Annotated in this window: 22 protein-coding genes; 14 read left to right on the top strand and 8 right to left on the bottom strand. The window is 39.2% G+C overall.

Annotation, left to right across the window (positions count from 1 at the left end; genetic code table 11):
• Positions 1–14 precede the first annotated feature (14 nt).
• Positions 15–698: a hypothetical protein gene (locus J8L98_RS02580; protein ID WP_210995157.1), complete on the top strand. Its 684-nt coding sequence runs from the start codon at positions 15–17 to the stop codon at positions 696–698.
• Between the two features lie 58 nt (positions 699–756).
• Here the strand turns inward: J8L98_RS02580 and J8L98_RS02575 are convergent, their stop codons facing one another.
• Positions 757–1,671, bottom strand: a complete 915-nt coding sequence (locus tag J8L98_RS02575) for a hypothetical protein (protein WP_210995156.1) — start codon at positions 1,669–1,671, stop codon at positions 757–759.
• A 281-nt stretch (positions 1,672–1,952) separates the two neighbouring features.
• Here J8L98_RS02575 and J8L98_RS02570 point away from each other — a divergent pair, with 281 nt between their 5' ends.
• On the top strand, positions 1,953–2,852 hold the full coding sequence (locus J8L98_RS02570; protein ID WP_210995155.1) for a hypothetical protein: 900 nt from the start codon (positions 1,953–1,955) through the stop codon (positions 2,850–2,852).
• Positions 2,853–2,872: 20 nt separating this feature from the next.
• Here the strand turns inward: J8L98_RS02570 and J8L98_RS02565 are convergent, their stop codons facing one another.
• The 4 genes from J8L98_RS02565 to J8L98_RS02550 are packed head-to-tail and all read right to left on the bottom strand — an operon-like array spanning position 2,873 to position 4,511.
• A complete protein-coding gene (locus J8L98_RS02565; protein WP_210995154.1) occupies positions 2,873–3,325 on the bottom strand; it encodes a DUF3106 domain-containing protein in 453 nt (150 codons plus the stop codon).
• On the bottom strand, positions 3,322–3,618 hold the full coding sequence (locus J8L98_RS02560; RefSeq protein ID WP_210995153.1) for a hypothetical protein: 297 nt from the start codon (positions 3,616–3,618) through the stop codon (positions 3,322–3,324). Before J8L98_RS02560 ends, J8L98_RS02565 begins: the two co-directional genes overlap by 4 nt.
• Positions 3,608–3,973, bottom strand: coding sequence for a hypothetical protein (locus J8L98_RS02555; protein WP_210995152.1), 366 nt, complete (start codon positions 3,971–3,973; stop codon positions 3,608–3,610). Before J8L98_RS02555 ends, J8L98_RS02560 begins: the two co-directional genes overlap by 11 nt.
• The gene (locus J8L98_RS02550; protein WP_210995151.1) at positions 3,966–4,511 is read right to left on the bottom strand and encodes an RNA polymerase sigma factor; all 546 of its coding nucleotides are present in this window, start codon (positions 4,509–4,511) and stop codon (positions 3,966–3,968) included. The genes J8L98_RS02555 and J8L98_RS02550 overlap by 8 nt, the downstream gene beginning before the upstream one ends.
• A gap of 300 nt (positions 4,512–4,811) precedes the next feature.
• Between J8L98_RS02550 and J8L98_RS02545 the strand changes: the two genes are divergently transcribed.
• The 10 genes from J8L98_RS02545 (at position 4,812) to J8L98_RS02500 (ending at position 14,860) form a co-directional block, all read left to right on the top strand.
• Positions 4,812–5,429, top strand: a complete 618-nt coding sequence (locus J8L98_RS02545; RefSeq protein ID WP_210995150.1) for a hypothetical protein — start codon at positions 4,812–4,814, stop codon at positions 5,427–5,429.
• 303 nt (positions 5,430–5,732) lie between these two features.
• On the top strand, positions 5,733–6,170 hold the full coding sequence (locus J8L98_RS02540) for a hypothetical protein (protein ID WP_210995149.1): 438 nt from the start codon (positions 5,733–5,735) through the stop codon (positions 6,168–6,170).
• 956 nt (positions 6,171–7,126) lie between these two features.
• Complete coding sequence (locus J8L98_RS02535; RefSeq protein ID WP_210995148.1) at positions 7,127–8,827, top strand: alkaline phosphatase D family protein; 1,701 nt, start codon at positions 7,127–7,129, stop codon at positions 8,825–8,827.
• Positions 8,828–9,498: 671 nt separating this feature from the next.
• A complete protein-coding gene (locus tag J8L98_RS02530; protein ID WP_192509685.1) occupies positions 9,499–10,284 on the top strand; it encodes a DUF3450 family protein in 786 nt (261 codons plus the stop codon).
• Positions 10,284–11,582: a MotA/TolQ/ExbB proton channel family protein gene (locus J8L98_RS02525; RefSeq protein WP_210995147.1), complete on the top strand. Its 1,299-nt coding sequence runs from the start codon at positions 10,284–10,286 to the stop codon at positions 11,580–11,582. The genes J8L98_RS02530 and J8L98_RS02525 overlap by 1 nt, the downstream gene beginning before the upstream one ends.
• Positions 11,572–11,964: a MotA/TolQ/ExbB proton channel family protein gene (locus tag J8L98_RS02520; protein ID WP_247682402.1), complete on the top strand. Its 393-nt coding sequence runs from the start codon at positions 11,572–11,574 to the stop codon at positions 11,962–11,964. The genes J8L98_RS02525 and J8L98_RS02520 overlap by 11 nt, the downstream gene beginning before the upstream one ends.
• Positions 11,961–12,371 (top strand): biopolymer transporter ExbD, encoded by a 411-nt coding sequence (locus tag J8L98_RS02515; protein ID WP_192509682.1) that lies wholly within the window; start codon positions 11,961–11,963, stop codon positions 12,369–12,371. The genes J8L98_RS02520 and J8L98_RS02515 overlap by 4 nt, the downstream gene beginning before the upstream one ends.
• Positions 12,372–12,377: 6 nt before the next feature.
• Positions 12,378–13,034: a hypothetical protein gene (locus tag J8L98_RS02510; RefSeq protein ID WP_192509681.1), complete on the top strand. Its 657-nt coding sequence runs from the start codon at positions 12,378–12,380 to the stop codon at positions 13,032–13,034.
• Positions 13,035–13,038: 4 nt separating this feature from the next.
• Complete coding sequence (locus tag J8L98_RS02505; protein ID WP_210995145.1) at positions 13,039–14,403, top strand: tetratricopeptide repeat protein; 1,365 nt, start codon at positions 13,039–13,041, stop codon at positions 14,401–14,403.
• A gap of 10 nt (positions 14,404–14,413) precedes the next feature.
• Positions 14,414–14,860 carry a DUF2799 domain-containing protein gene (locus J8L98_RS02500; protein WP_210995144.1) on the top strand — a complete coding sequence of 149 codons (447 nt, stop codon included), beginning with the start codon at positions 14,414–14,416 and terminating at the stop codon, positions 14,858–14,860.
• A 300-nt stretch (positions 14,861–15,160) separates the two neighbouring features.
• Here J8L98_RS02500 and J8L98_RS02495 read toward each other — a convergent pair whose 3' ends face one another.
• Positions 15,161–15,757 (bottom strand): ACP phosphodiesterase, encoded by a 597-nt coding sequence (locus J8L98_RS02495; protein WP_210995143.1) that lies wholly within the window; start codon positions 15,755–15,757, stop codon positions 15,161–15,163.
• A gap of 269 nt (positions 15,758–16,026) precedes the next feature.
• Between J8L98_RS02495 and J8L98_RS02490 the strand changes: the two genes are divergently transcribed.
• Complete coding sequence (locus J8L98_RS02490; protein ID WP_210995142.1) at positions 16,027–17,052, top strand: cytochrome c peroxidase; 1,026 nt, start codon at positions 16,027–16,029, stop codon at positions 17,050–17,052.
• Complete coding sequence (locus J8L98_RS02485) at positions 17,039–19,321, top strand: ATP-binding protein (RefSeq protein ID WP_210995141.1); 2,283 nt, start codon at positions 17,039–17,041, stop codon at positions 19,319–19,321. The genes J8L98_RS02490 and J8L98_RS02485 overlap by 14 nt, the downstream gene beginning before the upstream one ends.
• Positions 19,322–19,400: 79 nt before the next feature.
• Here J8L98_RS02485 and J8L98_RS02480 read toward each other — a convergent pair whose 3' ends face one another.
• Together J8L98_RS02480 and prpF are read right to left on the bottom strand one after the other, a co-directional pair.
• Positions 19,401–19,991, bottom strand: a complete 591-nt coding sequence (locus J8L98_RS02480; RefSeq protein ID WP_210995140.1) for a LysE family translocator — start codon at positions 19,989–19,991, stop codon at positions 19,401–19,403.
• A gap of 77 nt (positions 19,992–20,068) precedes the next feature.
• Entirely contained in the window at positions 20,069–21,244 is a 1,176-nt protein-coding gene (gene prpF / locus J8L98_RS02475) for a 2-methylaconitate cis-trans isomerase PrpF (protein WP_210995139.1), read from the bottom strand.
• Positions 21,245–21,333: the final 89 nt, after the last annotated feature.

Here is a 21,333-nt window from a genome sequence, read left to right as displayed (position 1 = left end):
GGAGCATATTATTTTTGAAATGGTTTAGCCTATTTAGCCGTAAAAGCCGTGAAACATCAGCCAATACCCAGCTTTGCACCACGCTGCCCCGTTATACTTACTTTAATGCAACTGGTCATATCTTGTTTTCCACACATCATGATCCAAGAAAACCATTACCGAGTGCCGTACAGTTGCAATTTTTTAAAGCAGTCAGTTTATTCTCGGCAATGATGAAAACACTTTCGACAACACCGAACCCTGCAACAGGAAAGCCATACTCCGCATTTAATTATCACGCATTATCAACGTTAATTAATAAAACGGGTTACTTTGTGCAAACATCAAATATTGAGTTGACAATAAACCACCAAGATTTGCGTCAAAATAACCACCCGAAATTATTTGAAACACTGTTAGGAATTAATGTCTCAGGTCAAGAACTCGCCTTCGCCCCCGCCATTATTCATAGTATAGAAAAAGAAACACTACGAATGAGTAAAGCGGAGCAAAAAAAAGACTTTAAATCAGCATACTTGGTGTTTGTTTGCGAATGTATTGGTGGCATGCCACTCATTTCAATACAACTTTTTTCTTTTGATAGTATTAAACAAAGCGATGTATTGAAGCAAAAAACATGCTCAACCAAAACGTCAAAAGATCTCGCTTGGACATTAAACAAAGAAAGCTATTTGTACTTACCTGATCAAGTAATGTGAGCATAACATCATGTAATATTACATGATGTTATGCTGTGCAACAGAGCTTAAGCAAACATTATGGGTTAGCTGAATTTCTTAATTCTTCAAGCATTCTCTCATCGCCTATAATGCTTTCTAATAACTGTTTCAATTTCGCATCAGGCGCATTGTCATAAAGTGCTAAAATATCTTCCGCTACTTTCTTACTGTATTCAGGCTGTTTGCTTTGCGCTTTATAATATTGAGCCACAAGCCCTTCCGCTGCCATACTTCTGATATAATCATTTTGTTCTTTCTCTAACATAGTGACAAAGCTATCCGACACCCTTGAATCAGCAACAGGTGTATGTGCGACCACCTCAAGTGCTTGAATTTTAACTTTATCATCACTGCTGTTTTTACTAATTTTCAAAATAGCATCAACAGCTTCATAATCATATTCTGGCATTTCCGTCTTATTAAGCATAAACATTGTCATCTGTAACTGGCTCATAGCTGCAAGTCTATCCATAACCGGTAAGTTCTCATCGATGATCTGTCGTTTGAGATCCTTACCAACTTGTCGCGCATACTCTGGATCTGTTTTAATTCTGATTTCATAATCTTCTGGTAAATCTTCGTAGAACCCATACATCGGGTTTTGCTCACGAAGTTTTTCACGTTCTTTTTGCTCTTTATTTTCCAATACTTCTAATACCGCGTCAGCAAAGTTCCCAGATACACCTGCGACAATGCCTGTCTCTTTTTGACTATACTGAATATTATTTATGCGCTCTTCCAAATCTAAAATATAACGACGTAGTTCCAATATTTCCGTATCAACATCATCATTGTCAGACCCTGTCCCCCATTGCTGAGTGTTTTCATGATCGGACGCTGCATTTATAACGCTAACCTCCGAGGCTCCTTGTTTAAAAAACGTACCATACACAACAACAGCCAACGCAGAAGCCGACAGAACCAGTGACAAATTAATTTTATTGGAAGACATAAAAAGCTCATTAAATATAAAAACTGAAAGTTATACAAAGAACAGGGACTGGTCACGCATAAAACTGTAAAAAGTTGTATGACTCAACACCAAACAATGACTTTACGGCGAATAGCCAAAAAACAATGCTAAGACATACGTCATTCCTTGTACTAATAGCCAACACACTAGCATTTAACACGCCAAACATGCGAACATTAAGCGATATATATAACAAAAACTTCAGCATTTTTTCAAACTCCGCTAATATTCATTACTCAATAAGAAAATACAGAACGCAAATGCCGATAATTAAAGTATGGATTTATCTCACGGTCACCATTTTTTTATTTAATATACAACAAGTACTTGCAAGTGATATTTATCTTAGCGCTTCACAAGTAAAACACACGATACCATTTCGCCAACAACATGTTGATTTTGACCCTATTGGGGTGAATGCACTTGCCTCATTTGACGTCACAGCAAAACATACCATCTCGTTCAATTACGGTTTATGGACACAAAACACCCAGATCACTGAATCTCTCCAGGCAGATATTGAGGTTGATACATATGGCATTGCCTTTACTTACTATTTCGATGATGCCTGGTATGGGTCTGTTTTTTACGATCACTGGCAAGATAATATTCAGATACAGAATACGGCGCGCAAGTGCAACGCTTTGGAACAAAAAAACCGCGCTTATAGTTACACAGGTACCCTTGGCTGGGGTACAGAAATGGGATCTTTTTATTACAATGTATCCACAACAATACAAAGCAATAAATGGGAAAGTGATGAATCTATCACTCTCCCAAAAACTCGAAGCGCACGTACCATTCAAGAAATTGACACAACGTTCGCCTCTATCGCGCTTGATGCGTCTCGCTATGCTAAATTGGGTCAACATAACGCACTTATCTATGGTGTTCAGGTCAGTTGGCACCAACTAGTAAAAGACAACAATATAACCGCGCTAAACACCGACCCTATACGTCAGGGCAATACACGTCGAACTAATTCAAGAACAAACATTGGCATTACTGATCACCTGAGTACTGATAGCTATGGACAAGCACGTTTTTACACTATATTGCTGCTGGGTGAATTTTGGACAATAGATGTGTCATTCAGCCAAGACTTTTCAAGTGACTCCTCTGGCAATGATTTGTCTATAGGCCTTGGCTATCAGTTTTAGTGTCATTCCCTATTGGTATGTCAGCCCCCGCCTTTTCTTATACGTTTTCGCTGTATTGCTCTTTGCTTTCTCTGCTTCGTTTGTCGAAACTTATCTCGAAGCGCACGCTGCTGCGCTTTTGGCAACTTATTAAACTTTTTATGCACATCGCGTAGCTTTTTTTGTTGCGTGGCTGGCAACTTTTTGAATTTATCATATTGAATCTGCAATTTTTGTTGTTGTTCTTTAGGCAAGCTTCGCCACTGTTCAAATTGTTTAGTACTACTTGTACGTTGCTGTTCATTCATGCTTAACCAACGGTCAGCACCTCTCATAAGCTGCTGCTGTTTGCCAGTATCCAGCTCAGCCCATTGCTCCTTAACATTAACCAACACTTGCTTGTGCGCTTTACTCAAAGTCTCCCAGCTTTGCTGTGCATCCACACTCATACAGGTAAAACAAACAGCTAAAAAGACCAAAAAAATGATTCTCATTTTACCTCCTCCTTTACTTTCAATGGCTGTTTACTCTCTGCTTCAACGCGTTTCTCTGTATTTTCATGCGTATCGGCTTCCTGCACTTTTGTCATATCTAAAGGCCCAACGATATCACCATTAACTAGTGTTAAATCAGATAAATATAGTAAAAATTCTACCGAAATAGCGCCTTTAGATACGGCGCCAGTATCTTGCTTTTTCAATTCAGTAACCTTGTGCTCATTAGTTTCATTCGCACTCAGTAAGCTGGAAGCGCTTAACATCACCACCCATGCTATTTTATAGCTCATAGTCACTATTTGCTAACCATTGCACAAATTCGATATCTTCTAACATGGCAATATCCTCCGATGGCAGCATATCATTTGCGTGTAACATTGCTGTTGGGATACTCGTGACTGCCATCGGCGACTCTATTAACAAATTAGATAAAAATCCTCCTCCAATCATCAGTACAATCGCAAATGCCGAAGCATACTTTAATTGAACCTTCATTGGCTGGTGCTGTACATCAGTGCTTGCTTCGATGGCTTTTAGTCGCATCTTTGCGAGCTGAGATGCTGTCAAGTCATCAGTATCATTTAGTTTCTGATCCAACACATTGCATATCTGTTGTTCATGCTGTGCTAATGGTCTATCACTCATTTCCTACCTCAATACCTACTTTCAGTTTTGCACTCGCTCTAGAGAAGTGGGTCTTAATTGTTCCTTGCGAACACTTCATTATCTGAGCCGTCTCTTTAACCGATAACCCTTCCCAAGCGCGCAATAAAAAGCACTGCTGCTGCTTCACTGGTAACTCATTTAACATTGCCAGCACATATTCACTCTGTTGTTTCTGTTGCGCACTTTGCTCAGGGCAATCGGCAAGTGAAGCCAGCCAAGGTTCCGGCGTCCCGTCTTCTTCACGCCAAAAAGTCATAATTCGACGCACCTTTTGCTTCCTATGCCAATCCATAATTAAATTTTGTACTATGCGGTAAAACAGCGGTTTCCACTGCTCTTGTGGTTTACAGTGATAATTAGTAGTAAACTTTAACATCGCATCTTGCACAATATCTAGCGCTTCAGCATGATTTGCCAAAGAGATAAGCGCCATATTATACGCTTTTTTCTCAACCACCATTAGAAAGCTATTTAACGACATTTGGCCAGGTGTTTCACCCATATTTGCAATCACCATTATTTCCTTTAGCCACCGCTAACTCTGTTGCTTTATGAATATTACCACCTACACATTACTGATCCTCATTCTATTAAACGTATCAGAAATTTGATGGTTGACAAACTGAGTCACATTTTTTGCACATTTACCCTTCATTTTAGATTTAACCAACACGAGACAATTGGTAGATGCGTTCCGAAAAATAAAATTGCCTTTATTTCATACAGTTAAAAATAAACAGTTTTTTTACGGTAACTTTGTCAACCATTCACTGACTTAACCGTTGTAACCTTTGAATCTACTAAAAAGAGAATGACTATGAAACTTTCAATCATCAACATCGCATTAATCGGCACTGCATTAACCGCGCTTACGCTCAGTAACCCTGTAGACGCACGTAAAGGTGGTAAAAGTAAAAAGAAAACCCCTGAAATCATGTTTGCACGCATCGATGTAGACGAAAGTACCACCATTACTTTGGATGAGCTACTTGCAAACATTGATAGTCGCGCACAGAAAAAACTCGATAAAGCAGATACCGATACGAGCTCTGAAATTGAGTTAAGCGAATTTTTGACTAAAAAGCGCAACCAAACAGATTTATCAACTTATGCTGCAGCTATTGTACAATGTGTTCAAGACGCTAAAGATGCCAGTGGAGACAACAGCATAACGGTACCTGATGTCGATAAATTCGCATCACCTGAAGACAAATTTTCAGCATTAGATACTGATGTAAACGGTGGTCTAAGCTTATCAGAAATCACATCAGCAATGACAACACATAGAACAGATACTTTCACTGCAATGGACTCTGACACTAGTAGCGATGTCACTTTAGATGAGTTTACAGTCTATTTTGAAGGAAAAAAAGCCACGCGAATGGCAGTAAAAACATGTATCAATGAACTTGTTGACGACTCAGATCCAGTCTAGTTAAATTAGCTCGAACTACGCAGATAGTGTTCGACTAATTTAAGTGTTCACATGGACAAGTATCGATAGCAAAGCTGTCGGTACTTTTTCCCTCCTCATCAACAAACCCCAACAGACTCAAAGCTTAATAATAACTCCCTTCTAAAGTTGCGATATCAAGATATCTTGTCTGGCATACTCATCAAACAGCACTCAATGCTTCAATACATGCCCAGTTGTTAAAATTATGTAATGGTGGCACCTAAATTGCTTGTATTGTCACTTGATAATATCTTGAAAACACTAGCACGGAAGGAGTTACCAATGATTGTCAATCAAACTAGTTATGTAAACCACTCATATACAACACAATCTCAGAAGCCAATTGCAGCAAGTAGTCAAACAACAACATCGGCTGGTAAATCGGATCAAGTTTCAATTAGTGATGCTGGTAGGCAAGCACAGGGAAAGTGGCAAGAAATTGCCAATAAGTATGATGTGCACAGTATTACAGCTAAAGATATGCGCTCACTCTCTAAAGACCTATATGACGGGGGCTTTATTGGCACAGGTCAAATGATGGCTATAGGCGCGCCAACATCTATGAACGAAGACCTTAACCAAAAGCATGACTTACTTAATGATATGCGAGAAACATTTAAAATATCTACGGCAATGGGCGGCCATACCGAGCAGTCAAAGCAAATATATTTAGACTCAATAGCAGTACTAGAACGCTTAGTACAGAGCAAAAATCAATAATATAAAGTCAAAATGTACACTTTATCATTTCCTAAGCTTATAACTTATAGTCCATACATAGGTCAAAAACACGGTCTTCATATCGCTCTTCTGACATCCCCCTAGCTAAGTTTCAATAACCTAACTTATCTATGCTGGCATTTAAAGCTCTATAACATGAGCCTACTAAAATAGAAAAAGGTGCCGCAACTGCATTATAAATAACAGGTGTCACGCATTAAATTATACTTTTAATTGGAATAGAAATAGTCAGAATTAATAACTTCGATTTAGTGACGCTCGCCAGCGTCACACGTTACCGGAAATAAAGATAAATTAACTAAAAACCTCCCTTAAAAATATTGCTTTGTTACAAAGTATATGTGCAATCTAGGTAAAATTACTACCGTATATGAAATTTTCAACCATGCACCATTGAAGCAATTCTCGAAAGCACCGCTCACAACCTCCAGCAAGGACATTAACGTAACAAAACTATCACTAAAATTGAAGAACACAATGGGCCATATACAGCTCCCTAGTGACACCTTTCCCTTATTGATGGATATCACCATCAGGCCTTAATTTAAATATAAAACCCGCTGTGATTAATTACACTGTTCGTCACCCGTTATATTTTTCAACGAAAGTCAAAGCTTGCATCTCAGACTTCAATGTAATACTCATACACTTACAACTCCATTGAAAATTTCCGCATATATAAATACAAAGAACATGTGATGAAACACTCAGCGCACTACCATTATATAGGCTAATCTTCGGGCTGATTTATACACCTCAAGCACAGCAGTAAATCACCTTAGAACAACATAGAACAGATATAGCAATCAATACTTCTCTTTAGCTAATTTTATAGTAACTCTAAATTCATCAAAATATTCATATTGAAAAAAATTTGAAAAAAAACTTTCATCTATTCTCTTTATGATGATGCGCTTTAAGTTTGAGACTCTAATATGAAAATAATCAATTATTGGTTTATTGGCCTGCTATCAACAACAGTGCACGCTGAACCTGAAGTTCATTACAACGAGTGCAAGCCAAGTTTTAATTATCTCGGCGCTGACTATCAAGGCACAACAAACAAAAATAACACCGGCAGCCAATGGTGCTACTTGAAAAAGCCTATCGATGGCGCTAGTTGGGGGAATGTCCGCGTCGAGACCATTCCCAAGTTTACTACTATATCAGGAACATCATGCAGATCCCCATCGTCTTATATGGGAGAGCAGTTTTATGGATGTTCATCTCGCAACCATACAACACCTTGGTGCTACACTGATGAAAAAAACTGGGAAGAGTGTGAACGCACGCCACCGGCACAATTACTCTCTCATACCCACCCACAGCAAAGTAAACGGTTAGATCGTATTGCTTTGGGCTCGTGTTTCAAAACACAAGGCGATATGCCTGATGCCCTTGCTCGCCTAATAGGCCACAAACCCGATCTGTATTTATGGCTGGGAGATAATATTTACGCGGATACGACTGATATGAGCAAAATGCGTCAGAAGTATGATGATAAAAAACTTAATTCAGATTACCAACAATTTTTAGCTGCGAAAATTCCAACCATGGCCACATGGGATGACCATGATTTTGGCCTAAATAATGAAGGAAAGCACTATCCAAAAAGAGCGCAGTCTCAAGCCGCTTACTTACGTCATTTCGATGTTCCAGCAGACGATCCCCGCCATACAACACAAGCCGGTATTTATGAAGCGAAAATGTTAGGACAACCTGGAGAACAAACACACGTTATCACATTAGATGCCCGATACTTCCGTTCACCAACATTTAGTAGTTACGGTGAATGTGAAGGCTCAAGTAGCACTATTTTAGGCATGGCGCAGTGGCAATGGTTGGAAAATGAATTAGCAAAACCATCGCAAATAAAGTTAATTGCCAGTGGCATTCAAGTACTTCCTCCCTTGTATCAAGGCAGGCCCAAATCTAAATACTGTGCATATGCAGAAGGCACAACATTTGATAATGCGATTTCATCCCTCGGTGAAACCAATATGTCAGGAACAAGCTATGAATCTTGGGCTGAAATGCCTGCGCAAAGAGAGCGCCTACTACGTTTGGTGCAAAAATCAATAAATTCTGGTAAAACCAAGGCCGTCATCTTTTTATCTGGTGACCAACATTGGGGCGAATTACTTCAAAAAAATATACCAGCCAGTCATGAACATGGTAAAGCGACAACAGTCTACGAAATCACCGCATCAGGTTTTGGACAAAGTTGGCCATATCACATTGAAAATCCATTACGTCTTCCTATTTATGCCGACGCTAAAGGCGATAATAATTACACGCAGCAATGTCAGTTTCCAGCGAAACATGCAGGAAAAACATATCGTGGCTGTACTAGTGAAGGTCGCGAAAAGCCCTGGTGTTATACGCAACTGGATAACGATGGCAACGGCACCAATCAGCACTGGGGGTTCTGCGCAGCAACAGGCGACACTATTCCAACAGGCCGAGTCGGTACCGTGAGTCAAAATGTCAATCAAATGACAACCAGTGACCATCACTTAATCAATAAATCCGGTAGTAACTATGGAATGCTAGACATTGATTGGCAAAACAGAGAAATAAAACTCTCTATTCAAACAGCAACAGAAGAAGCCGTTTCCACAATTGTACGTTTCTAATACACAAATAAGTGAGGTTTTGTACCTCACTTATTATAGAAGTGGAATATCCAATTGGATTTCATAAAACCTATAGATGAGATTTCACAATAGGAATACCTCTATACAGATATTGTCACCGCAGATTCAAGTCTGAAGTGCACCACGTTTAAAAATCAGAGCTAACTGCTTTTTATTATCGACCTATCAACAAATGAAAAAATTAAATTAGAGTCGAAACTCAACTTTAATTTATACAAATAATCAACAAGGTGATTTTCCCATTTACGCTTTTCCATTATACATTATTTAAATAAAACTCTAATCAGATGGTCACTGTAACTCAGTGGTAACCATCCACATCGACGGTAATAAATAGAGTACTCCCCCCATACTGAAGAAATTAATTACCCCTTTTTACACACGTGTAATCTCTGGATGTTATTGAAAGATATGTTTGGCGTTTATGTAGGGAAAAAAGCTTAGAGTCTAAAAAAACCAAATGATTTAATATTAACCACACTTTCATTTAAAAGGTAAGTAGTAAAGTGATTGTTCTGATAAAAGTCGCTTATTCATTATACTATGGTACTAAAAATGGTTATTGACTTCTTATAAAGCACCATTTAATAATACTGATTATTAAAACGATTATGTGTCGAACCGCGCTGAGAATAATAATAAGGAACACCATGTTTAGGATTGCACTCTTAATGACAGCGATGTCATCATACAGTTTCGCTTACGAAAAAAGTGATACTCAAGAAGTATTACAGCAATGGTTGAACCTAGAGCAACAAATTGGCAGTATTCAAAGCAACTGGAAAATACGAAAAGTCACTTTGGAACAACAACTTTCTTTACTTAACAAAGAGCAAGAAGCACTTGAAAAGCTTATTGAATTTTCAAAAAACAATAGTACCAAAGTGAGCGAACGGCGTATTGAACTTGTTGAGGAACAAACCAAGTTAGAGCAACATCAAGCTAAATCAACAATAAATATTCAGGCTATTATTTCGCACCTCAATCGCACAAAGCCAACACTACCAGCCCCCGTACAAACTCTATGGGCTGCTGAATTACCCACTTTAGAAGCTAACAAAGACAACTCAAATCGTTTAGAGAGTATAACTAAGCTCCTCAAACAAGCTGATGATTTCAACAATCGAGTCGCATTGCACACAGGGCTATTAAATATCCCCACAAGTGGGGGAACACAGCAAATATTAGTAGATCAAATTTACTTAGGCCTTAGTCACGGCTGGTACATTTCTGCTGATAAGCAATTTTATGGTTATGGCCAAAGTAATAAAAATGGTTGGCGGTGGTGGCACAATAACGAAGCCCAAGAATTACTTACCTCCCCCATTTCAGCGGACCAAATAGCCCAAGTTGCCACGATTATTCGTACGCCAACCCAAGCAAAATATGTGCAATTGCCTCTGGCATTACTTAACAACGACCAGGGGAGTTTATAATGATAAAGCACCTTGCCATGTTAATGCTTTTCAGCAGCGCCAACTGTTTTGCCAATGACATTCTGTCAGATGAGATTTTGAAACGTATCGATACTGCACAATCACAACTTCATAAAGTACAACAAGATATTAATAATGAGCATCATATACTAGCAAAACAGATTCAAGAAAAATTAAGTAAAATTAAAACACTACGTCAAAAAGCAGCGAACATTCAACGCGCAGAGGATGAACAGCTACTTAGCTTAGAAACATTAAAGTCACGCGTTCAAGCATGGCAAGCACAACAAAATTATCAGCAGCAACTTGTGCAAAGCTTTGCAAGTCAAACCCAGTCCCCCCTTGCTGATAGCAACAACATAATACAATTTGAACAAGTAAAAGCGTTTCTGGAAAAAAAGCTTTCTCCTTCATGGAAAACAAAGCAAATCATTGACAATAGTAGCCAATTACAACAGTTCGAAACCTTGGCCCTTGGCCCTATTTCTGTTGCTGTAAATGAAAGTAGCGCAGGGTTCATAAATGACGATAATGCGCTATTGCGTATTTCGACAAATACACTGAATGATAACGGTACTTTATTTAGCAGTTTATCTCAGTTACGCGCTCAAGGTCAGACAGAACTCCACTTTGACCCCACACTAGGTAATGCAGATAAATTAAATCAACAGCAGCTTTCAATATCAGCCTATATTCAAAAAGGGGGTATTTGGGCATATCCTATACTTTTATTTGCTTTTTTCGCATTGATGACTGCACTGTTTAAAGCACAACAATTCTTACGTTTACCCAAGTTGGCAAACGAAATGGTCGATAAGATAGAAACCTATATCCATCAACAAGATTCAACAAGGCTACAAACATACGTTACCACATTAGCACCGATTCAAAAGTCGCTCGTTGAAATAGCACAATCTACGCCCATATCTCAAAAGCGCGATGACTCACTAATAGCGCAATTAAAAGATCAAAAATATCGCAATGAGAAGTACTTAGGTATTATTACGACGTGTGCAGCTGTTGCGCCACTGCTAGGATTACTTGGCACTGTATCTGGTATGATACACACTTTCATGATGATGAATGTGTTTGGTTCAGGTGATGCCTCGGTTGTATCTGGAGGCATCTCACAAGCACTTATCACTACTGAATTAGGTCTCATCGTTGCTATTCCTGCACTCATAGCCAGTGCGTTACTGAATAAGAAGTCTAAAAGTTTTGACATACGCTTGGAAGCAATTGCAACCAAATTAAGTAAAGTTGAGTTTAACTCTAATGAGCTTAAAAATGAGCAGTAATTATATTGACATACTCACTAACCCTGTCATTTTAGCGCTGCTTGGTGTTGCTGTGGTGTCATACTGTTTATTGATTGAACTACTATTAGTACGTCACCCTAGCACGCTGTGGTTGGCCAGAGTGAGTTATTGGAGTAAACCGATATCAACACTCATCGCAGCACTCCCCTTACTTGGATTATTGGGTACAATCAATGGGCTACTCACTACGTTTAATTATATTTCTGCTAATCATGGTCTTAGCCAAAATGAAATTATGTCTGGAGGCATATCAGACGCACTATTAACCACTCAATTAGGGCTAATACTAGCCGTTCCCGCTGTAGTGTTACGACAATACCTCTCATCTCAATATAAAAAGTCAATCATGGTGCTAAAATGAAATCTTCATTAGACGCTCGGACAACTGAACAAGAAAGCCAAGATATCGATCTTGCACCTTTACTCGACGTGGTATTTATACTCCTGATATTCTTCATTGTTACAACTGTATTTGTTAAAGAGACAGGTGTAGAGGTCGACAAACCAACCGCAGTTTCTAGCCAGAACTTACAAAAGACCGTATTGCTTCTTGCTATCACCTCTGATGGACAGGTGATGTACAGTGGCACAAATATAGGGGTTGCAGGAATAAGGTCAACGCTTGGGCACATCAACGATAAAGATCCTCGCCCGCTTATAATTCAAGCTGATAAAACGGTTACCACTGAATTGCTTGTCAGCGTGATAGATCAAGCAAAACTAGCTGGTATCAATAATATTAACCTCGCTACCGTTGCAGGGGAATAAATCAGCATGAAACGCTATAAACTGCCTTTAATACGTATGTTCATCGGAGCCTGCGCTTTGCTCTGTGTCGCGACATTATTTATTATCATGTTACTGATCAAAGGCGTTGCAACGGCCCCAAAAGAAACCGTAATTCATACTAAAATCGATGTTGCAACATTGCCGCCGCCACCGCCACCGCCGCCAATACTAGAAACACAGCAATCAAGCAGTAGCACCGCAGCTTTAAACGTTGTTGGACTCACAGGCAATGTAGCTATGCAATATAGCGACACACCAACCATGGCTATGCCTAAGGTCAGTGATTTAAAGCGACCTGAGCTCGACTTAAAAGAGTTTAAAATCATCGATACATTTTCGTCCAGTATTCCGATGCTCCAAGTTGAACATTTAGACCGGGTTCCTATTGTCGTCCGTCAACAATATATTAAACCGCCAAAATCCATCCGAAAGTACGGTAATAAAAGAATTGAAACAAAAGTAGAGTTAATCATCGATCAAACCGGTAAACCCTATATAAAAAAAATCGTCGATGCTGTTTACCCCGAAATGGTCGATACAATTAGAGAGTGGGTAAGGCACGCGCGTTTTGAGATCCCAAAGAAAGAAGGTCGGCCCGTTCAAGCCGTATATTTCTATGGTATTAACTTTAATTACGGATAATCATATGAAACACATAATAACGATAATACTTGCGCTTACTTTCTCTCTATTTCATGAACCTGTGTTCGCAACTAAAACCCAACTCACCGTGGAATTAGATCCTGTGCGCTTCGTCATACCTGCATTTAATGAGGTATATTCAGAACGCGAATCCACGCTTGCACCTGAGGAATACGAGCTTGCTGAAGAATTAAAAGCCTTGCTGGCAAACAAAGATTTTCAAGCTGTCTCAAACAAACTAGATACATATTATGATATTGAGCTTAGCCCCGCCTTGTTGACACTCAAAGCGCAAGTATACTTTACCATTAAAGCATACGATAAAGCAGAAGCCACTTATCTAAGTGTGTTAAAGAGAAAACCTCAATTTGTTCGTGTGCATGAAGATTTAGGGCAATTGTATCTCATTACTCAACAACTTAATAAAGCACAAAAACATTTTTCAATAGCCATATCTTTAGGCTCTTCAAGTGCTTTGATCCATGGTCAATTAGGGTATTTAAATTTGCAACTTGACGGGGCTTTCTCTGCTATTTACGCTTATCAAAAAGCGCTTACATTAGAGCCGAGAAACCCTGATTGGCAACAAGGTCTGTTAACCGCATTATTAGAATCAAAAATGTTCCCGAGTGCGCTTGCATTGCTTAATGAGTTGATCAAAAAACACCCGAAACAACAATCATTTTGGCTGACAAAGGCGGCAATAGAACTAGAGACTAAAGACTTTGATAGTGCACTAACTTCTCTTGAATATAGCCTGCTATTAGGTGATGTATCGCAACAGAATTTACAAACAACCGTCCAACTGCACCTTCGTACTCAGAGTTTTCAAAGAGCAATTACGTTAATTGATAAAAACATCAAAGAAAATGACGTGCCGATTGATGTGATCAAAGAATATTTATATTGGTTAAACCGAGCTAAGCTCTTTTCTGAAAGCGAACGTATTCTTAGTCGATACCTTATCAAAACCAACACTTCTGATGTCGACAAAAGTGCATTATCATTATATAGAGCGGCTATTTATGCACAAAAAAATCAGGTTGATAAAGCCATAAAATATTTCAATGATGCTTTGGATTTTGATAACAACAATGCCTCAGCGCTCATTCAATACGCTCATTTCTTAATGACAATAAAACAATTTGTCGATGCTGAATCTCTTTATTTAAGAGCACAAGCGTTTGAATCCACAAACTTAGCTGCAATGCTCGGCAGAGCACAAATATATATCAATACCAACAACATTAAATCCGCTCATCTGTTACTCATAGACGTCAGTCAAAAATATCCTGATACACCAGGGATCAAAGCCCAAATTGAAATCATTGAAAGCCTCGTAAGAGCTAATAACAAAACCCAACTCTAAGGAAGAAAAAATGCGATACCCAATAATTTTATTAACCTTATTCTTAAGTGCCTGCAGTAGCACTGAAACCTTTATCACAGCAGAACAATGTGGCACCCAAAACTGGAAGAAATTAGGTTACTCTTCAGCCATGAAAGGCGAAAGTATCAGGGTCTTTGACCAAATTAAAAAAATATGTAACTCACAACAAGCTGCACTTGCACAACCTATTTTCGTTGATGGCTATAGTGATGGTCTCATTGAGTACTGTACCTTTGATAATGGATTTAAAATCGGTGAAAGCGGTCTGACATCAGACTCAATTTGCCCTTTAGAATTACGAAAAGAATTTCTCGCTGGATATCGTCAAGCCAAACTGATTAGAGATCAAACACTCGCTGAAATGGAAAGAGAAAAACGTATGCGTGAGTCAATGCCGAATTCAGCAAATACACCACGCAGTGGGAATGGTAATTAACTTGACAAAAATAAAGCATATTGAAAACCAGCGACGTTAGGGGCTGTTGATCTTTCAGGTTCGTTTTTGCAGCAGTTTGATTGGATTTTATACAAAGCAGAGGGTGCGTAGCATGGTTATTCCATGTGAGACAGCCGATAACATAGTAGAAAAGCCAATCAAGCGCTGCCTACCAGTTCTTTTGAGCACCCCTTTCTCTTTGTTGCTTAATATTCGCTTAGATTACTAGGCCACATTTAAGCGCCGCGATAAAAGCATGCTCAAAGAGAACAAAAATAGAACAGCAAAGATCAACACCCCCTAATACTGCGTTGGTTTTTCGATGCTCTTTTCTGTGACATAGCGAAGTAAATCTGGGAAAAAATGCAGGAAAACATCATTAAAATACTCATAATTCTCAATAATTTCTTCAATACTCCCTTCAAACTGGTTAGAAAATCGGATCCGCAGCGCAATGCTATCCAACACGTCACTTAAGGAGGTGAGTTGCTCATATCGTGAAAACCAATCTTCTGCCACCATGCGTGTTATAACGTGAGACATATGATTTGGCATATTAGGCGTTGCTTCAATCAAGTAGGCATATCGAGAATGTTTAAATTCACTTAACGACACATCACTGTATGATGTCCAATGCTTTATCAAAAAGTGATCAAACAGTACATCTAAAACAACCCCTGAAAAACGTCGCCTCTTTGGTGTAAAGCATTGCTTTGCCGCTTTCACTGCAATATGGTTGTCAGTGAATGCATCAACCAACCGATGATTATCTAACCCTAATTTGACTGGTTTTTCAATGCATTCAATATTTACGCCTTTACAAAAATCGCCAAGCAAGTTGCCAAAACAAGAATGCGCATTTTCTTGGGCAAAATAAAGATGAGCTAAATAATTCAAATGGCACCTAAGTGATGACGTACAACATTTTTTACCGCTAGTTTACCAACAAATGAGTACGATTGAATAATAAACATACGTGATTTTTCCATATAAAACAGATTCGGATCAAGCCTATTTTACAAGCACTCTAACTCAATGCGCTCAGGTAGTGAACGTCCTAAACTATTTCGTTGCAAATAGCTAAATCTTATTTTTAATTCCCCTTTAAAATAAAAAGATGACTACACTTAGTAGCAGAAGATCATAGGCAAAGGGTTTGCTGAAAAGTGAAAAATAATTATGCACAGCATATGGCTTATATGGCTATTGTCACTGTATTGATTATCGCGGGGTATGCGTGGTTAAAGTTAGCAAATGATTCTAACGCAAAATTAACACCAACCTCTAATAAACCTCACTTTGAATTTATCACCGTTAACGGGCCTATTCAACCAATACCGGCGAAAGCGAACTTTGATCAAGCCTGGGTACAGTTAGGCAAATCGCTGTTTAATAGTAAGTTATTATCTGACGATAACACTGTTTCTTGCGCATCATGCCACCTTGTTGATTATGGCGGTGACGATGGCTTCGCACTTTCAACTGGAGTTAACAATGCGCTTGGTGAACGTAATTCTCCTACGGTACTCAACGCGGTATTTAATTTTCGACAATTTTGGGATGGCAGAAGCACAGATCTATTTGAGCAAGTTGCAGGGCCTATTCATAGCCCGGTTGAAATGAACAGCAACTGGCAACAAATAATCGGCAAACTCAATAATGAGCCAAAGATTAAACAAGCCTTTAAAGATCTTAATGAAAACGACATTACGCAGCACAACATAAGTAAAGCCATTACCATTTATCAATCAAGCTTGATTACACCCAACTCCGCATTCGACCGCTTCATTTTAGGTAACTTGAATGCATTAACGGCACAACAAAAGAGAGGTTGGAATGCTTTTCAGGAATTGGGGTGCATAAGCTGCCATCAAGGCAGGAATATTGGTGGTAACATGTATCAAAAGCTAGGCCGTATTGACGAAATACATGGTGTATTAAAAAAAGATCTAGGCCGTTACAATGTAACCAAGAACCCCAATGATAAGCATATTTTTAAAGTTCCAAGTTTACGCAACGTCGCTTTAACCGCTCCGTATTTTCATAATGGCTCGGTTGCAACATTAGATGAAGCGGTCACTATTATGGCTAAAATACAACTGGGAACTGAACTATCAGCCCAAACCCAACAAGATATCGTCTCATTATTACACGCTTTTAGCAGTGAAGGAGTTGACCATGATACTCCGTGAATATGCGCTCGAAATTATCATTCTAATTTTCATTTTAGCGGTTTCTATTACCACAGTTGATGACCTTGCTTTACAAAAGCACAGCTATGCAGAACGTGATATTTACGCCCAACTCGAACCCGCTCTCAATGAACTAATTATAGAGACTTTACTCATTAATAACGACACGGTAACCTATTTTGACAAGCAAGCGACTCGACAGCTTACCGTCGATAAACTCATGTTATCTCCCATTATAGACACCGAAATTGTCAATAACTGGTACGGCTTAAGTCATACCATATCCCAGTACTTACAAATTGTAAGTGTCTTAAAAACATCTCGAAAAATCATCGCGCAGGCTCAACAAAATACGAACAAAAACAATGCGTCCAATATCTTATTTGGTAAAATTCTTTCATTTTATAATAAACCATCAATTACTAACCAACAATCAGTTGAACTGTATTTAAACAAACACACAAAGACACTAGCCAGTGCGTACCCTAATCAACAGAAATGGCAACAACTCAACAAACATATACTGTTTTTAATTTCTAATCAGCATGTGGTTAATGATGCAATATTAAAGCTAACACAACAAACACTCATTCAAGATATCGTAATAAAAAAAATTAGGATTAGCAAAAACCTAGAGAAGCGTAATAAACAGATCATTTATTTTATTCTTGTGGTCGCACTACTTTTCATCTTACTGCTGAGCGTTATTTTTAGAAAAATAAACAACTTGCTACGATATCGTTCGCACCAAGCAGAACAAGCATCAATCGCAAAAAGTCAATTCCTGTCTAATATGTCTCATGAAATTCGCACACCTATGAACGGTATTTTAGGGTTGAGTGAAATCTGCTTAAAAGAAACTGATGTAAGTAAAATTAAATCTCATTTAGGTATGCTCGATTACTCTACTAAAAACTTGTTACGGATCATCAATGACATTTTAGATTATTCAAAAATAGAAGAAAATAAGCTTGATATTGAACTTCGTGATTTCCGCTTATCAAATGTGCTCAACCACTTAAAAAACCTATTACTTAAGTCTGCTACAGATAAAGGGCTGGATTTGATTTTTACAATCAATGATCATGGCTATGATCATTTTAATGGTGATGAAGGACGCATCAATCAGGTTTTATTGAATTTATTAAACAATGCCATTAAATTTACCCACACTGGCTTTGTGAAGTTAGATGTAAAAGTCACTATATCCAAAAAACGGCACGCGCATATTCTATTCAAAGTGATTGATACCGGGATCGGAATTACTCAAGCACAAAAAAGTACGCTTTTTAAACGCTTTACACAAGCACAAATGTCAACATCACGAAAATTTGGTGGCACGGGCCTTGGCCTTGCTATTTCGAAACAACTCGCCATTCTTATGGGTGGCAACATAAGAGTAAAAAGTAAGCATGGCAGCGGAACGGTTTTCCAATTTTCTTTACCTCTGACACTGCCAAATCCCATGCCCACTGAAGCGCACTCACAGAAAAGCTGTGTGTTACTTTACCCTGATACTCCAACGGGTAAGTCCCTACAAAAACAACTCTTGTATTGGCGTTATGATGTGCATCTTGCGCAAGACATTACGCACTTCAAAAAGCTGCTTAACGGGCTAAATCCTGCCATTGCATTTATTCAAGCCAAACTTCTCCAAGAAACGATAGAAATAACCCCCTCTGTAACAACATGCTTATATCAAATAACCGATAGCCGAACAGATATTTTCGATAAAAGGTTCTCTGAATTACACTTACCGCTATTACACAGTGAACTGAATCCGTCCCGATTAAATAAACTTATTACCGAACCAAACTCTCAGATCCATAATGATAAACCCGAGCATCAGGTTTATCATAATCCTGAGGAAAATCGTGCAAAGTTGAATTGCTACAAAGTGTTGCTAGTTGAAGATAACCCGATTAATCAGCTCGTTAGCAAACGTTTATTGGAACAAATGGGGTTAACACCAGAAATGGTAGCGGACGGTCAACAAGCCATAGATGCAGTATTATCACAACCGTTTGATTTGGTACTCATGGATATTCAAATGCCGGTCATGGATGGAATTGCTGCAACAAAAGAAATCAGACACCATTTCAATAGCAAAGAACTACCAATCATTGCACTCACAGCTAATGTTATGGAATCTGATATCAATACATACTTAAGTATCGGCATGAATGCCCATTTAGCCAAGCCCATAGACACACAAGCCTTGCAACAGCTTATTAATCTTTACTTAACGAACAAAGATCTGAGTGCCTAATCTCAATGTTGAAACTCAGCTACTCACTCATATTTCGGAGTAAAAGCCACAAACACATCATTTTCCATATTCAGCATACTTACTGAATGGCGGTTATGATGATACTCGCTAATAACGCGGCTGAAAAAGTCCACCGTAACCACTTTGCCTGAACTGGTTTAGAAAAAAATGGACGTAGGCTTCCTCCAATAGCCATCCACAGACCATCCACGATTACAGCAACAACAAAACACACGACACCCGTTGCAATTACGCTAACGAAAGGGTCTTCAAGTACCAGTATATTATTAGCAAAAATCGCTAAAAAAGCGGCATATGCCTTAGGGTTGATCAAATTTAAAATAAACCCGTCTTTAAAGCTTGGGGCTGGACCATGTAACCCTGAAATCCCCCCTTGTGCCGACGCGATTTTGTATGCCACATAGCATAAATACGCAATACCGACTGTTTGACAAAATAGTCTGGCGGTTGGATAAGCCATAAATAAAGTACCCAGCCCACAGGCAACAGCAATGATCACCACCAACAACCCACACAATATACCGCTTAAAAAACCCATACCACGCTTAAAGCCGAAACTAGCACCAACCCCAGCTAATGCCAACGGCGCAGGGCCTGGAGAGCCTAAAAGCAATGCAGTAGTAAGCACGAGTGATATTATTGATTCCATGCATATTCACCCTAAAAATGAAATTATTAAAGTAAAAAAGCCCAGTAGGGCTTTTTTTATTTTGATTGATAAAGACACTAATCGCTGTGCGGTACTCTTACATTGCCTTCCATCAATACACGAGCACTACGACTCATTACTGCACTTTTTGCTTGCCACTGGCCATTCACCTCACGGGCCACGGCACCTACTTTTAAAGTGCCCGAGGGATGACCAAACGTCACACTGTCTCGTGCAATACTTCCTGCTGCACTATTCACCAAAGTGCCAGGTATCGCCGCCGCTGTAGCAATGGCGACCGCCGCAGTCCCCATCATGGCGTGATGTAATTTACCCATTGATAATGCACGGACACACACATCAATATTATTACTACCAATCGGCTTTCCACTTGATGAAGTATAACTTTTGGCATGACTGACAAATGCAATCTTTGGCGTGTGCTGTCGAGTTACAGCCTCTTCAATATCACTAATTAATCCCATTTTAACTGCGCCATAGGCGCGAATGGTCTCAAAGCGTTGAAGCGCTTGCTCATCATTATTAATCGCTTCTTGTAACTCTGTTCCTTCATAGCCTAAGTCTTCAGCATTAAAGAATAAAGTCGGGATCCCGGCATTGATCATCGTCACACTAAAGCGGCCTATATTTGGCACCTCCAAAGTGTCAACCAAGTTCCCTGATGGAAACATTGCACCGCCACCCGCCGCCGGATCCATAAACTCCACCACCACTTCTGCTGCTGGGAATGTCACACCATCGAGTTCAAAGTCTCCGGTTTCTTGCACTTCATTATTGGTGATCGGCACATGGGCGACAATGGTCTTTTGAATATTGGCTTGCCAAATACGCACAATCGCAATGCCATTTTCAGGGATCCGCTGTGCATCCACTAAACCATTGCTGATAGCGAACGACCCCACAGCAGCAGTTAAGTTACCGCAGTTACCGCTCCAATCTATAAAAGGTTTGTCTATCGCAACCTGACCAAACAGATAGTCTACGTCATGATCTGGCTGACTACTTTTGGATAAAATCACCGTTTTACTGGTACTGGATGTTGCTCCCCCCATACCGTCTGTTTGTTTGGCATAAGGGTCTGGACTGCCAATCACACGCAACAGTAATTGATCTCTTTGTGGGCCTGCGTGTTGGGCTGCTTCAGGTAAATCAGTTAAATTGAAAAACACCCCTTTACTTGTCCCACCACGCATATAGGTTGCGGGTATTTTGATTTGTGGTTTATAAGACATCAGAATTCCTTGGTAGAGCTTTTGTTGCATAAAAGCCCATTACATATCATGACTAAAAGAAGTTAGACCTGAAAAAATCATCGTATTTC

It is taken from the genome of Pseudoalteromonas sp. MMG013 (genome assembly GCF_018100885.1).
GTDB classification, from domain to species: Bacteria; Pseudomonadota; Gammaproteobacteria; order Enterobacterales; family Alteromonadaceae; genus Pseudoalteromonas; species Pseudoalteromonas aurantia.
This window is presented reverse-complemented; position numbering and strand designations above follow the sequence as displayed.

Bases quoted from the DNA above. Each gene is read 5' to 3' on its own strand.
- J8L98_RS02555 (WP_210995152.1), bottom strand. From the start codon at position 3,973: ATGAGTGATAGACCATTAGCACAGCATGAACAACAGATATGCAATGTG.
- J8L98_RS02510 (WP_192509681.1), top strand. From the start codon at position 12,378: ATGAAACGCTATAAACTGCCTTTAATACGTATGTTCATCGGAGCCTGC.
- J8L98_RS02480 (WP_210995140.1), bottom strand. From the start codon at position 19,991: ATGGAATCAATAATATCACTCGTGCTTACTACTGCATTGCTTTTAGGC.
- J8L98_RS02530 (WP_192509685.1), top strand. From the start codon at position 9,499: ATGTTTAGGATTGCACTCTTAATGACAGCGATGTCATCATACAGTTTC.
- J8L98_RS02575 (WP_210995156.1), bottom strand. From the start codon at position 1,671: ATGTCTTCCAATAAAATTAATTTGTCACTGGTTCTGTCGGCTTCTGCG.
- J8L98_RS02550 (WP_210995151.1), bottom strand. From the start codon at position 4,511: ATGGTGATTGCAAATATGGGTGAAACACCTGGCCAAATGTCGTTAAAT.
- prpF (WP_210995139.1), bottom strand. From the start codon at position 21,244: ATGTCTTATAAACCACAAATCAAAATACCCGCAACCTATATGCGTGGT.
- J8L98_RS02485 (WP_210995141.1), top strand. From the start codon at position 17,039: ATGATACTCCGTGAATATGCGCTCGAAATTATCATTCTAATTTTCATT.
- J8L98_RS02515 (WP_192509682.1), top strand. From the start codon at position 11,961: ATGAAATCTTCATTAGACGCTCGGACAACTGAACAAGAAAGCCAAGAT.
- J8L98_RS02540 (WP_210995149.1), top strand. From the start codon at position 5,733: ATGATTGTCAATCAAACTAGTTATGTAAACCACTCATATACAACACAA.
- J8L98_RS02500 (WP_210995144.1), top strand. From the start codon at position 14,414: ATGCGATACCCAATAATTTTATTAACCTTATTCTTAAGTGCCTGCAGT.
- J8L98_RS02565 (WP_210995154.1), bottom strand. From the start codon at position 3,325: ATGAGAATCATTTTTTTGGTCTTTTTAGCTGTTTGTTTTACCTGTATG.
- J8L98_RS02505 (WP_210995145.1), top strand. From the start codon at position 13,039: ATGAAACACATAATAACGATAATACTTGCGCTTACTTTCTCTCTATTT.
- J8L98_RS02570 (WP_210995155.1), top strand. From the start codon at position 1,953: ATGCCGATAATTAAAGTATGGATTTATCTCACGGTCACCATTTTTTTA.
- J8L98_RS02525 (WP_210995147.1), top strand. From the start codon at position 10,284: ATGATAAAGCACCTTGCCATGTTAATGCTTTTCAGCAGCGCCAACTGT.
- J8L98_RS02545 (WP_210995150.1), top strand. From the start codon at position 4,812: ATGAAACTTTCAATCATCAACATCGCATTAATCGGCACTGCATTAACC.
- J8L98_RS02520 (WP_247682402.1), top strand. From the start codon at position 11,572: ATGAGCAGTAATTATATTGACATACTCACTAACCCTGTCATTTTAGCG.
- J8L98_RS02535 (WP_210995148.1), top strand. From the start codon at position 7,127: ATGAAAATAATCAATTATTGGTTTATTGGCCTGCTATCAACAACAGTG.
- J8L98_RS02560 (WP_210995153.1), bottom strand. From the start codon at position 3,618: ATGAGCTATAAAATAGCATGGGTGGTGATGTTAAGCGCTTCCAGCTTA.